Source organism: Clostridium sp. CS001, from assembly GCF_020443565.1.
Classification (GTDB): Bacteria; Bacillota; Clostridia; order Clostridiales; family Clostridiaceae; genus Clostridium_AD.
The window spans coordinates 1-13,154 of the sequence record NZ_JAIZZN010000032.1 but is presented as its reverse complement, the minus strand read 5'-3'; the positions used below and the strand labels follow the sequence as shown (position 1 = coordinate 13,154).

The 13,154-nt window shown below is 28.7% G+C and carries 22 protein-coding genes; all 22 read left to right on the top strand.

Going from position 1 to position 13,154, the window contains the following annotated elements:
• The first annotated feature begins 61 nt into the window (after positions 1-61).
• The 22 genes from LGK97_RS16705 (at position 62) to LGK97_RS16600 (ending at position 12,979) form a co-directional block, all read left to right on the top strand.
• Positions 62-1,006, top strand: a complete 945-nt coding sequence (locus tag LGK97_RS16705) for a GNAT family N-acetyltransferase (protein WP_226260888.1) — start codon at positions 62-64, stop codon at positions 1,004-1,006.
• A 204-nt stretch (positions 1,007-1,210) separates the two neighbouring features.
• Positions 1,211-1,642, top strand: a complete 432-nt coding sequence (locus LGK97_RS16700; protein ID WP_226260887.1) for a hypothetical protein — start codon at positions 1,211-1,213, stop codon at positions 1,640-1,642.
• A 4-nt stretch (positions 1,643-1,646) separates the two neighbouring features.
• A complete protein-coding gene (locus LGK97_RS16695; RefSeq protein ID WP_226260886.1) occupies positions 1,647-2,240 on the top strand; it encodes a hypothetical protein in 594 nt (197 codons plus the stop codon).
• Positions 2,241-2,461: 221 nt separating this feature from the next.
• Complete coding sequence (locus LGK97_RS16690) at positions 2,462-2,755, top strand: hypothetical protein (protein WP_226260885.1); 294 nt, start codon at positions 2,462-2,464, stop codon at positions 2,753-2,755.
• A gap of 292 nt (positions 2,756-3,047) precedes the next feature.
• Complete coding sequence (locus LGK97_RS16685; RefSeq protein WP_226260884.1) at positions 3,048-3,593, top strand: hypothetical protein; 546 nt, start codon at positions 3,048-3,050, stop codon at positions 3,591-3,593.
• Between the two features lie 95 nt (positions 3,594-3,688).
• A complete protein-coding gene (locus tag LGK97_RS16680) occupies positions 3,689-3,838 on the top strand; it encodes a hypothetical protein (protein ID WP_226260883.1) in 150 nt (49 codons plus the stop codon).
• A 380-nt stretch (positions 3,839-4,218) separates the two neighbouring features.
• Positions 4,219-4,371, top strand: a complete 153-nt coding sequence (locus LGK97_RS16675) for a hypothetical protein (protein ID WP_226260882.1) — start codon at positions 4,219-4,221, stop codon at positions 4,369-4,371.
• Positions 4,372-4,545, top strand: a complete 174-nt coding sequence (locus LGK97_RS16670) for a hypothetical protein (RefSeq protein ID WP_226260881.1) — start codon at positions 4,372-4,374, stop codon at positions 4,543-4,545.
• A 262-nt stretch (positions 4,546-4,807) separates the two neighbouring features.
• Entirely contained in the window at positions 4,808-5,272 is a 465-nt protein-coding gene (locus tag LGK97_RS16665; protein ID WP_226260880.1) for a GNAT family N-acetyltransferase, read from the top strand.
• A 47-nt stretch (positions 5,273-5,319) separates the two neighbouring features.
• Positions 5,320-5,502, top strand: a complete 183-nt coding sequence (locus LGK97_RS16660) for a hypothetical protein (protein ID WP_226260879.1) — start codon at positions 5,320-5,322, stop codon at positions 5,500-5,502.
• Positions 5,503-5,504: 2 nt separating this feature from the next.
• A complete protein-coding gene (locus LGK97_RS16655; protein ID WP_226260878.1) occupies positions 5,505-5,876 on the top strand; it encodes a uridine kinase in 372 nt (123 codons plus the stop codon).
• Positions 5,873-6,019, top strand: a complete 147-nt coding sequence (locus LGK97_RS16650) for a hypothetical protein (protein ID WP_226260877.1) — start codon at positions 5,873-5,875, stop codon at positions 6,017-6,019. The genes LGK97_RS16655 and LGK97_RS16650 overlap by 4 nt, the downstream gene beginning before the upstream one ends.
• A gap of 61 nt (positions 6,020-6,080) precedes the next feature.
• Complete coding sequence (locus LGK97_RS16645) at positions 6,081-6,545, top strand: DUF1648 domain-containing protein (RefSeq protein WP_226260876.1); 465 nt, start codon at positions 6,081-6,083, stop codon at positions 6,543-6,545.
• A gap of 36 nt (positions 6,546-6,581) precedes the next feature.
• Positions 6,582-6,968, top strand: a complete 387-nt coding sequence (locus LGK97_RS16640) for a GNAT family N-acetyltransferase (RefSeq protein WP_226260875.1) — start codon at positions 6,582-6,584, stop codon at positions 6,966-6,968.
• Positions 6,969-7,107: 139 nt separating this feature from the next.
• Positions 7,108-7,278: an antitoxin VbhA family protein gene (locus LGK97_RS16635; RefSeq protein ID WP_226260874.1), complete on the top strand. Its 171-nt coding sequence runs from the start codon at positions 7,108-7,110 to the stop codon at positions 7,276-7,278.
• A 64-nt stretch (positions 7,279-7,342) separates the two neighbouring features.
• Positions 7,343-7,924 (top strand): Fic/DOC family protein, encoded by a 582-nt coding sequence (locus LGK97_RS16630; RefSeq protein ID WP_319001582.1) that lies wholly within the window; start codon positions 7,343-7,345, stop codon positions 7,922-7,924.
• 427 nt (positions 7,925-8,351) lie between these two features.
• A complete protein-coding gene (locus tag LGK97_RS16625; protein WP_226260873.1) occupies positions 8,352-8,687 on the top strand; it encodes a DUF6054 family protein in 336 nt (111 codons plus the stop codon).
• A gap of 81 nt (positions 8,688-8,768) precedes the next feature.
• A complete protein-coding gene (locus LGK97_RS16620) occupies positions 8,769-9,215 on the top strand; it encodes a hypothetical protein (protein ID WP_226260872.1) in 447 nt (148 codons plus the stop codon).
• A 401-nt stretch (positions 9,216-9,616) separates the two neighbouring features.
• The gene (locus LGK97_RS16615) at positions 9,617-10,108 is read left to right on the top strand and encodes an RNA polymerase sigma factor (RefSeq protein WP_226260871.1); all 492 of its coding nucleotides are present in this window, start codon (positions 9,617-9,619) and stop codon (positions 10,106-10,108) included.
• Positions 10,105-11,286, top strand: coding sequence for an anti sigma factor C-terminal domain-containing protein (locus LGK97_RS16610; RefSeq protein ID WP_226260870.1), 1,182 nt, complete (start codon positions 10,105-10,107; stop codon positions 11,284-11,286). The genes LGK97_RS16615 and LGK97_RS16610 overlap by 4 nt, the downstream gene beginning before the upstream one ends.
• Positions 11,287-11,519: 233 nt before the next feature.
• Positions 11,520-12,047, top strand: coding sequence for a hypothetical protein (locus LGK97_RS16605; RefSeq protein WP_226260869.1), 528 nt, complete (start codon positions 11,520-11,522; stop codon positions 12,045-12,047).
• 128 nt (positions 12,048-12,175) lie between these two features.
• A complete protein-coding gene (locus tag LGK97_RS16600; RefSeq protein ID WP_226260868.1) occupies positions 12,176-12,979 on the top strand; it encodes a lipid II flippase Amj family protein in 804 nt (267 codons plus the stop codon).
• Positions 12,980-13,154 lie beyond the last annotated feature (175 nt).

The window sequence follows — 13,154 nt, the reverse complement described above, 5'->3', positions numbered from 1 at the left end:
GTATTTAGTTACTAAGTAAGATTTATATCAAAAATAAAAGTTGATTATGTGGAGGGTAATAATGGAGATAAGCTGCAGAAAATTTCAAGGGAAAGAAGATTATTTTAAATTGAAAGAATTTCTAGAGGATAGTATTTCAGTGTCAGGGCCAAAGTTTTATTTCAATGTAAACTCGTTAGAATTTGGCATTGATTTTTATGAAGATGAAAGTTATGCAAAGGCTATGACTAATGGACTTTCTAATAGCTTTCTTTGGTTTGAAGGAGATAGACTTATAGGTGGCATATGGGCGAATAGAAGGGCTCAGTTATTTATAAATCCTAGAGATAAACATAGATTTAGGGAAATGTTTATAGCTGCTGAGGAAGTAGTGAATAGATACATAAAAGAGAATAAGGAAACTTTAGGCATTAACGACTTTAGTGAATGCTCCTGGCGCGCTTTTGATGGGGATATGGAAATAGAAAAGGTTTTAATAGATAATAAATATCAGAAAACAGATGAATATTGGGTATTAAGATCCTTTGACCATAAAGAAGCTATAAAGAAGCATGAGCTGCCTGAAGGATATTATATAAAAACACTATCAGAGCTCCCTGATATAAGTCAAGTTATAGAAATTTATAATCAGTGCCTTGGAATGGAATTTAATGAACTTTCATTAAGAAGAGCGAAAGAATCGCCAAATTACAAAAATGAACTGGACGTTATAGTTATGACTACTGAACATATGCCTGTAGCACTTTGTAGTGGAAGATATGATAAAAAAAATAAAATGGCCAGCTTCGAGGCTGTTGCTTGTTTAAGAGAACACAGAAAAAAGGGGATAAGTAAGGCTCTAATGTTTCATGCATTAACGGTTGCAAAAGATCTAGGTGCAGAAATATCAACTGTATTTACACTTACGCCTGATCAATTTCCAGCGCCTAATAGATTATATGAATCTGTAGGCTTTGAATTGGTAGGAAATAGATACACATGGAAAAGTAATATGTTAAATTCGTAATCTTCTTTAAGGTTACATTAATCATGGGTTTAGAGTTAGTGCAACATTGTATTTTGCTGTTCACTATAATAAGACTTGCATTTGATGAAAGAATTTTTGACACAACAATCTAAAAATATGATTTAAACCACTAATTTAAACAATAATACATTTAGTGGGGAGGGTTTAGCTTAAAATGAAAAAAATATATATCTAATAATAGCTTTGTCAATTATCATAAGTATTAAAAATTGGGATGTTATAAAAATTACTAATCCTATTACTAAGGATATAGTTGAAATCAAAGACAATATTTTTATAAGTCATTTTGATTTATATAGTATGCTTTCCCCACTAACATATCATTTTTCACCCAGTGGAATAATTCCGCATAATGTACAACCATATACTTATGAATTTATAAAAGATAATAAAACTTATACATTAAGTGTAGTAAGGGATGATTTTTTACCTCCTCCAACTTATTTAGAAGTAAAGAATATTTTTGATAAAATATATTATAGTGGTATGTACAAATTTAATAAAGATGACTATAGCTTTGATAAAAGACAGATAAATCTTTTTTTTCGAATACTTTTTTCAGAATCATTTAGAGGAGTTGAAATGTTTACCACAAGAAATTATGAAATTAAGTAGTATATTGAAAAGAAAATTATTATTTTCAGTAATTATTTTAGTTATGGTCTCCATAGTTATAACAATAAATTTTCGTTCTAAAAATGGCGGAAACAATAACATTAGGGTTGAAGATTATTTTCCAAGAAAAACAATGACAAAGCAGTTCAGTGGCGGTTTTGAAAATGGAGGGTATAAGCACATAATTGACAAAATTGAAAAAGGTAAAGTTCAGATAAAGCAACTGGATACAGGAACAGCAACAATACTTATTTATCAAGTTTGTGAAAACGATATAAGATTAATATTTAGAAATGAAGAACCTGATGGAAAGTTTAAAAAGGATTATATAGGAATAGTTAAACCAAACGTTGATGAAATTATATTAAAATCACCCTTAGAAGTGGGTACACAGTGGACTGATAACGCAGATGGAAAATATGAAATCACTGGAATTAATATTGGAGTAAAAACTCCTGTAGCCACATTCTCCACAGTAGAAGTTACGTTGTTAAGGGGTGGCTTGGAAGTTAAAATGTATTATGCCAAGGACTTTGGATTAGTGAAGAGAACTATTAAAGACTATAGTGAAGATGAACTTATTAGAATAGAGCAATAGTATATTTTTTAGGTGAATTTTCAATGGGGAAATGCCATATTTACGGTAAATAAAAATAATTAATCCTTTAGTTTCAATGATGTGTGACCATTAACCAATTATTACTGATATAACGTAGTATTCTTATAAGATTGATAAGTCAGAATTATACGATATTTAAACAATTGTATTTTAGGACTCAACAGTAGATTATTATTTATTCTTTATAAGGAGATTCCATTATGAAAAAAAGATTATTAGTTTGTATTACGATAATGTTGATGCTATCATCAGCTTGTGAAAGTGTTGAAAAAACATCAACTCAAAGGACTTCAAATACTTCGAATAATAGCGTAGAAAATGCAACGGTTTCCCCAGGTTTAAATATAAATGATGAAGTAAAATATATAGACATAAGTGACCTTTATACAAAACTTAGCATACCTGTAAGTGTAGGTTTTTTTATTATTAATAATGATAGGCTTATCTTGCTGTCAGAAGCAACATGTTTTGAACTAAAAAAAGTAACTGATTAAATGAATTAAGGTTATGTGATAAGTTTTCTGTTAGTAGAATATAAAATCTCCAAGAAGGTAAATTTAGAAATAAAAGATTAATTTGAAGCCAAGATGGGAAAAGAGTGTATACCATTCTTCCTGGTGTAGTTGAAAACACATTTGGGCTATAAATAACTATTATAATAGTTGCTTCGTAATTTTCTTATGAAGTGTTGGAATAAGGGCTCATTACCAACTAATCATAAATCTCATTTTTAAAAGAAAAAAACTGATTTAAGTAATATATTTGAGTTTAAGGAGGAGTATATGTTTGGTAAATATGATGATTATGAATAAAAAGAAAGGCTTTATTTTAGTAATTTGCTTACTTCTAACATCAGTGTTAACACTCTTATTAATTAACGAAATTAAAATATCTAATGAAAATAGTTTGCTTAAAAATCAACAAGGTTCAATAATTCAAGCTAATGTGCGGTATATTTCACTTGCCGTTTATGATTCAAAGAAGGATTTATCTGATAATAGTATCTCTAACATGAATAGAGATTATTGGAAGTTCAATGAATTTACTATGTTTGATATGCCCCAAATTGGAATATCATCTTATTTAGTAAACATAAGAAATGACTTTTCAGAATTAATTAGATTAAATGAAACTAATTCTTCTCAACAAGAAATAAATGAAATGAAAACCATATTAGAAAAGAAACTTTCAAGACTAGAAGATTCATTAGCAATAATAAAGAAAGACTGCGTAACTGACAATAATAAGTATTTTTTACTAAATTCAGAAGGTAACATAACAATGCAAAACGGCTTAAAAATATTGCTTGAAGAAGAAATTATATCTAATTAAAATAAGTCGTTATCTTCGTAAATGTTACAGCAATAATAATTTTGAGGTTGTTCCAACCTTGTATTTTTAGACGAAATAAAGGACTATTTTATAATATGAAAGTCGGTGATAATGTGTCTTGTGGTGCCCAATTCGGTATTATAAATGAATTTGAAAAAGATAAAGAATACAATGACTATGAACCTCAGAAGTATAACTGTATTTCTATTGATGACGATATTTTGAATGCTTGGTGGAACGAGTAACTTTAATTAAAACTTACTTCCATTGCTATAGTAGACCAAATTTTGCACTTGCAAGGTGGGGAATTACTCTTATTCCTCCAGAATCATTAGAGGCTTTCTATAACATTGTTTCAAAAGATACGAAATCAAAATCATCAATAGAATTGATTGATTTAATGATATTGTTAAGAACGGCAATTTCTGAAAATAAATATGTTATACATTATGGTGTATGAGAATAATGTATAATTGATTAGCAACTTTCATAAATAGCGCATCAAGCGCAAAGCTAAAATTGATAAATGATTCTATAAAATGCTACGATAAGCAAATTCATGGATTAGAAAAGAAAATTGATATTGCAAATGTAATTAATTGTTTTTCAAAGGGGGAATAGCAACATGGAAGAAAAAGATATGGAATTTTTAGAGGGTATTAAGTCATGGCTTGGAGAAACAAAAGATATAAAACTAGAAGAAATGGATCAGTTCTTTGCCATGCGAGTTCATGGTTATGAAGAGCATATGTCTCAATGGAAAGCATACTATGAATAGATGGCTGAGATTATTCCAGAAGATGTGTTTATACATTTTGATACACCTTTAACTTTGAAGCATGAAATTAACTTAATGAAACAAGCAGGGTTTGAAAAAGTTGAATTAATGGGTTATAAAGGAGATAATAATACACCGATGATTGTTGCCACGAAGATGGGGAGCAACTGTTAACTAATAATTGTGGATAGATAGATTTGATTTAGGGGAGAGACAAGAGTTACAAACTATGCAATGCAAAAGGTATTTAGTGATTTTGATTTCATAAATGTAGAAACTTTTAAAGAGTATTATGACAACCCTACTGAAGATGCATTGAGATATCAATTAAATATATAAATATGTAGATAGTTTCCCATTCGTAGAGTTGAAGTAACATGAGTTTACTCAGTTATTTCACATTTTCCATATATTCTAAATATAAAGGAGATTTAACATGAGTAATTTTGAATTTGTAACTGGAAGTATAGAGTTACTTGATATTGTACAACCTTTGTGGGAAAAATTAAATAAACATCATGAGGTTAACTCAGAATGTTTCAACAGTAGGTTCATAGATATTAAATTTGAGGTTAGAAAAAGTAAGTTTGTTAATGATAACAATTTAGAAGTTAAAGTGGACTTAATTAAAGATAAAGAGAAAGGCTTATATATTGCTTATTGTATTAGCACAGTTAATAAAGAATTAGTGGGAGAAATTGATTCAATTTTCGTTCTAAAAGAATACCGTAAATATGGATTAGGGGATAAGTTGATGAATAGAGGACTAGATTGGCTAGATAGCAAACTAGTAAAAACAAAAATAATCGGAGTAGCAGAAGGAAATGAAAATGTATTAGAATTTTATAAAAAGTATGGTTTTTATAAAAGAAGAGTGATTTTAGAACAGATAAATGAATAAAACAAAAATAGTGTTTACACTATCAATAAAAAATGGAGAGTGACGATATGAAGAATTATTCTAAGATTTCTAAATTTGGAATTATTGTATCATTAATTGCTATGATGATTTCTGGTATTAACATTTTATATCGTGGGATGAATAGGTCAACCATCGTTATGTTTTGTGGTACAATTACTATTTTTTGCTCAAATATTGTAATTGCAGAATCGGCTAAAAAGAAAGAATAGAATTGCTATTTGTGAAAGATGGACCTAATCCAGAAGCAAGTCAGTTATTATATGAGCTTACACTATATGGAAAGAAGCATTGCAACATTATAATTTTAGAAGGCATTCTAACTTCAAAGTGGTATAAAAACCTATTTGAAAATTTATTTAATGAATTTAACAATCAGATTTTTGCATATTACTTTGACATACCTTTTGAAGAAACCTTAAATCGTCATAAACAAAAGCCTAATGTTCACGAATTTGGAGAAAAAGAAATGAAAAGATGGTGGAATGAAAAAGATTTATTAGATATTATTCCTGAGGTATGCCTACATAAAGAATTAAGTTTAAATGAAATAGTGGATATGATTTATCAGGAGGTTTCATTATGAGCAATAATTTAAAAGTAACAGCAGACCTAATAAATGATAAAGTTAAATTTTCAGAGATATCACGTGATAAGCAGAGGGCTTTAGCTTCATTGGTATGGATTTTTGTTGCTACAAAAGCAATGATTTGCAAAGAAAAGAAGTAAGATTAGAATTTGGATGATTTCCAGAGCAATGGGATTAAATAAATATTCGGAGGATAGACAAATGAAAATTAATAGAACTGGATATGATATCTTTATAAATGTGACTTGTATAGTTTTGTTATTTGGAATATTAATATATTTAGGTCAAATGTGGGATACCTTACCTGAGAGGATACCTGGACATTACAATGCAATTGGCGTTGTAGATAGGTGGGGAAATAAGGGTGAGTTGATTATTGTTCCAATAATCGCATGGATTATGTATATTGGATTAACTGTGATAGAAAAATACCCACAAATTTGGAATACAGGGGTTAAGGTTACAGAGCAAAACCAAGAATTAGTATATCGATTACTTAAAAATATGCTTGGAACAGTAAAATTAATAATAGTATCAGTATTTAGCTTTATAACTATAAACTCAACATTATCGAAAGGAATGCCTATTTGGTTTCTGCCCGTGTTTTTGGGTTTAATATTTGGTTCCCTTATATATTTTATAATAAGATTAGTAAAGATAAAATAATGTTTAGATACAACTAATTATTTCTGGGTGGGTAGTATGATTATAAAACTTAAAAAATTCACTTGCGAAGAAATTCCACAATTAATTTCATGGATTCCTAATAAAGAATTTCTACTTCAATGGGCTGGGCCAACATATACACTTGAATTATTAGAAAAGCAACTTCAAAATGATATAAGTTTGATGATAAACGAAGAATCTAAAAGTATGATTTTTAGTGCTAAACTAATTGGAAGTAATGAAACAGTAGGTCATATAGAATTATTGGGAATAGATAGAGTTAACTTATCTGCCATTGATTGCTATAAAAAAGCAGGATTTACTACTGAGGGTACTTTAAGAGAATGCAGAAGAATAAATGGACAATATTGGTCATTAATGAATATGAGTATTCTTGAAGAGGAATATAGAAATTTTAAATAGTATATTCATAACTATTTTCTTTGTATAAGCTTTATTATTTGTAATAAACATTGTAATCTCTTAGTGAATAGCGCTAGGCTTATGGTATAATAGTATATATATTAATAATCTAACTAAACCATATTTGGGAGGGGTCACAGTGGATAATAATAAAGCTTGGGAATATGCCTTAGGAATGATTAAAATTGATGGTCTTGAACCTTCAAAGGAATATTTAGAACTTGTTAAAAAAGAAAAGAATGGTGAAATAACTACAGATGACATAAGAAAAGTGTTAGATAAAAAATATAGAGCGAAGGGTTCTAACTAGAATGAAGGATCCATATATATATCCTAATACTGAGATATTAATAAATAAATTTGATATTTAAAATATTGATGAGCTCAATTCACTCGAAGCTGATTTCACTAGTTCAAGATTAAAAGATATTATACAAAATGGTATAATAGGTGACTTTAATTTAGAACACTTATTAAAATTTCATTATACTATATTTCAAGATATTTATGATTGGGCTGGCAAAATAAGGACTATAGATATAGAAAAACCTGAACCTGCTTTAGGTGGAATATCTATTGAGTACTCTAAATTTGAAAATGTAGAAGTAGACATTACTTCTATTTTATCCACAATGAAATCTACTAAATGGAATGAGTTAGATTTTGACGAAACAATAGCAATATTTTCTAAAAGCATGGCAGGACTATGGAAAGCCCATCCATTTCGTGAAGGCAATACTAGAACAGTTATTACATTTTGTTGTTATTATGCTGAAAAAGAAAAATTTCCATTAGATACTGATTTGTTAAAAGATAATTCTGATTACGTAAGAAATGCCTTGGTAGCTGCATCTGCAATATTTCATGATTTAGGTGATAAATCTAATTCGGAATATCTTATTAGAATAATTAAAGATGCTATAGAAAGAGGTTCTAATATTAAAAGTCCTGATTAGATTATAAAATCTAATCAGGATTTTTAATATTCTACCCAATAATTCTACTTTTGCTTAAACAATACTCTACCTTAGAAAAAATATTTTTAAAACTAATCTTATAGAATATAGAACAGTTATTCTTATGGGGATTATCGGTGTTTTTTTTAACAGCAAATTTTATAATTATATAACTATTGCACAGGTAGTTGTTTATGTAATGGGAATTCTAAAAAGCATGTACGATATGAATAAAAAATGTAGAATAAAAAAGTGATTATGCAGCCTTGAGGTTATGATATCTTATGTTCCTATAGAAGGTTCGGAAATATATAAAAGATTTCGAATAATGATGGATTCACATTTTTTTAAAAGATCCTACGACTTAGTTATTTTATTAATAGATATTTGTAAAAAAAGAACAAACTAATATTAGGGGGTATGTGGCATGGCAAAGTATGAAAAGATTATTAGTGGTCAATTTGAGGAAGTACTTCATCATTTGGAAAACGATATTAGTAGTAGTGCCATAACTATAAATTTAGTGGATGAAAGTAACTACACTTATGGAGACACCAATATAGCAGTTAGGGTATATGATAAATATTTTATGAGGAACGGTAATAGAGCGAGTTTAAGTCTTACTGTAGTAGGTAAAGGTAGTGAAATTTTTATTTCTGCAATTGGTGCTGGTGGTGGAAAAGGTGTTATTTTCAACTTCAGTCTCGGTGCTGAAGATGACATGGTGGCGGTAGTAGAAAGAAGTGTAGAAAGAATGGAATAACTCAATAAGAGTTATTCAGTCGAAATTGTAAGAAAATGCGTCTTAAGGGGATGTTAGAATGGAAAAAAATAAAAGTTTTAAATGGCTAAAAAAATAGCTATTTTTATTACTGTAATAATGTTTATTGTTTTTTTAATTCCTAAAGTAGGCCAATATAAAAGGTATCGTGATAAGGAAAATATAAAGAATTTAGTAATTAATAATATAGAGTTTTTAAATGAATGCATTGAAAATGAAAATTATGATAAGATTCTCGAGCTTGCAGAAGTAAAGGAGAATCATTTTTGGAAAAATGATTCTGATGGAATAATTGTAGAATATTTTTGTAAAGGATATGGGATTGTTCCTGCAGGACTATATACTGGATTTTATTACACAAGTGTAGATGAACCTACTGGGTTTCAAGGTGTCACACACAACCTTACTAAAACTAAAAATGGTTGGGAATGGAAGGAACTTAATGGGGATAATTTTGATTACACAGAAAAAATAACCGACTATTGGTATTATTATAAAGCTGGATTTTGATATTGAAAATAGACAATCTTAATTTTAAGTAAGTGTACATCATTCTTAAAATACCTGCTAAGCTAATTCCTTAGTTAGCGGGCATTTGTAATTAAAGACGAGGTAAAGATAATATGCAGACAAATAGTAATTTAGCGGATAGATTTTAAATAATACATACTAAAAAAATAGAACAAACAGTGTTCTATTTTTTTGTTTTTTTATATGATTAACCTATTGTAGGTTATATATATATTATATGATTTTATTTGAGACCTTTATCAGCTTTTAAATTAGTAAAGGATACACAGTATGAGATATAATTATTTATGCTTTATTGTATTTAATTATAAATTAAGTTGGAATATAGTGTAACATAAATGAAAGAAGTCCGTTTATTAAGTGAAAGGGGTGGGAACGTTGTGAGAAATGATGAGTTTGAAATTTTATACAAGAAATATAGTGCAGAACTTTATATTTACGCCCTTTCACTATGTAAGGATCATCATTTATCTCAAGACTTAGTAAGCGAAACCTTCTTCAAAGCCCTATTATCCATTGAGGATACTCAGATATATATTAAATATTGGTTATTTAGGGTATGCAAAAATCTATATTTAGATTATTTAAGAAAAAATAAATGCTTAGAGGATATTGAGAAGAATGTAAAGAAGCTATTAGTAGAGGACAACACATTAGATAAAATTATACTTAGTGAAGATAGAAGGCGAGTTTATTACGAGGTTTTAAATTTGCAGACATCTTATAAGGAAGTAATTACTTTATATTATTATTGTAATTTAACTTTACAAGAAATATCGCAAATAGTTGGAATTTCTCAAGGTGCAGCTAGAACCTTACTATTTAGAGCAAGAAGAAAGTTAAAAGTAGTTTTAGAGGAGGAGTTGAAATGATCTTTAAAGAGTTATTAGATAAATATAACAGTGGCAGTGCTTCTGAAGAAGAAATAAAGTTAATAGAAGAAGAGATTGCTAAACATGAGGCCATAGAAGATTATTTGTCTGAAAGGTACGATATCGGGCTTGAAAAAGAGATCCTGCAGAGTAGCAGTAATAATGAAACAACCATTGTTAAAAGAAGTGTAAATATGAGACTACGTAAGGTAGTTTTATCCGCTGTTTCCATTGTATTTTTAATATTATTTGCTACCTATTTTATAGTTTCGCCTATTATAAGTAGTTTTTATTATAACCCATCTCAAAAGACTGTAGGTAAAGAGCAAGAAGATTTATATTTTGATATAAGAGCCTTTACTGAATTAAATTTGCCAGGGTATGCAATTGGTATTGGTGGGGTAAGGTCTGAAAAGTTAGGTTTTGGAGAATATAATATCTATTTTGAACGATTAAATTTATTTAATCACCAAAATAAAGACATTGATGCCAAAATCAAAAGAAATTTTAAGATAGGGAGTTATCAAGATTTCTTCCCTGTTAGCTCCGCGGAGTATAAGGACAGACAGACTAATTCTAATAATAACATTGTTGAAAGTCAAAACGAAAAAATTATTAATCATATTAAGGAGTTAAATCCTATTTCCTATGTTTCTTCCTATGTAATATTTCGAGATGATATAGGTGTAAAGAAATTTGATGAACTAAGAGAAAAATTTAATGACAAAGTTAGTTTTAACTGGGTAGGAGTACGCACTGGAAGTGAAGGTTCATCTCTTGATTATTTATGTGGCTTTAATCCTAATATTTATAATGGGTCTACCACTCAAGATAGTCCAGATAAGAATAAATACCCATATCTACAGTTGATGGATTACGTAACCAGTGAAATTGATAGTGGTAAATTTACTGGTTCTATGACAGAAGGATATACTAAACATTTTATTTCACTACTAAAATATATGATCGATAGGGAAAAGGCAGTTAGTACACTAGACTATAATATTGTAAAGTTAGATCACTATAAAAATACTTTAGCTTATGTTGAAAAGAATGGAATAAACATCTATGGGGTGTTAATTTATGGTGAGGCAAGAGAACTATTAAACTTTATAAGTAATGAAAAAGTAAAGACCATTGACATTAAGGGCGTCTTACCTTCCAAATATATAAATTAACAATTTACTATAAATTAAGTAAAAACCTCTACATCAAAAGGTGTAGGGGTTTTTCACTATAGAATTGGAAATATAACATAATATATGCGGCCCCAATTGAATAGATATGCACCATTATAAAAAACCTATTTTGCAAGTATTTATATATATTATATTGCAATTTATGGTATAGTTGTAAAGTACCTAGGATTAACTACTTTCATCCATAATAAAAATAAGAGGGGCTGATTATTATGAAGAAATTAATTGTTGCTATTACATTAGTATTATTAATAATTATTTTGATGATTGGATGTTCTGCCACTAACCCACCACAACAACCTCCTAAACTATCAATAACTATTAGCGAGAAGCAATTAGAATATGTTGTTGGAGAAAATAAATGGAATGGTTCAATATATAATAGGGAAGGCACGTTTCAAACAATTTTGAAGAAAGGTTCAAAAAATGAAATTCCATATATTGAAATTGGCAACACTGCTACAATTAGTTTTACTAATAATCCTCCAGAAAAATTTACTATATCAGATATATTAATTGATGAAAACGGAAATCAGAGATACTCTAATAAAGAAATAATTAACATTCCAGTTGAATTAAAAGATGGTATGGGTTCTTTTGAAATAAAGAAACACTTGGCATCTGGTTTAAGTTCATATTATGTAGAAGGTAAAACTGATATTAGAGGGTTTAGAATGATTGCTACTTGGGAAGAAAATGAATGTGAATATGCGTTTATCATTAGGACAGACTCATTTTAAGTTATATCACAAATAAGTATAATCTCAAAAATAGTTAATTTGTAACTTTCATAAAGGTTGTAATAATAATGATTTGTAGATTGTTAGGACCTTATATAATAGGATGAAGTATGAATGGAGGAAAGTAAATGTCTACACAAATAATAATCGTTTTAATTCTTACAGTTATCATTTCTATAATTGCAACACTGGCTTATTCAGTAAGAATTGTTGCTGTAAAAACAGGAAGAATAGCAGTATCTTTTGCAGTGTTTAATATTTTTGCATTAATATCCAGAACTGCAAACAGTCTTCAAGCACCATTATTGGCTAAAACAATTGAAAATACTATAAAGTCAGGCAATCCTCAAAGTTTATTATCTACATTCAGATGGATATTATTATCAACAACATTTGCGACGATTATTGGCTCAGCACTAATGCCAACCTTTATAAAAGTTTTTGGGAAGGCTGTCGAATCATTTAGTATTAATCGTTCTATACCTAAATTATTATTACATGGTTTCTCGAAATCAGGAATATTGCAATTTAAAAATAGTGTTACAATACCTAAAAAAGAAAATTTGTCACATTTAAAATTCTTTAAGATTATGCCAAGAAAAATTATTTTACTTAACACTTTAGCATTTTCAGTATCAACCGTTGGTGTTTTGGCATCTCTATATGCAGGATGTTTAAATCCAGAATTAAGAACAACATGCAGTACGTTGTCAGCTGTAATAACTGGGCTGTCAACAATACTTATGGTTATATTCATCGACCCATATATATCAATTCTAACAGATGATGTAATCAAGGGAGAATGTACTCAATTGCAGTTTGATAGATGTATAATTTTTATTGTTAGCGGACTAATAATAGGTACAATTTTAGCTCAGGCTTTATTAGTTCCCGCAGCTCAAGTAATATCATTTATAGCTAAAATAATTTAGAATATAATGTAAATGTCATTGACTATTGACTCATCAAATGTAGATTTACGATTTATGAAGAATAGTAAGAAAGTGTGAAGTAGAGTTTATATTTTACGTATCAAATAAACAGTTCCAAAATAAAACTAAAAATAATATAATGGAGGAATTTTATGAAATCTACTGAATTGTACAA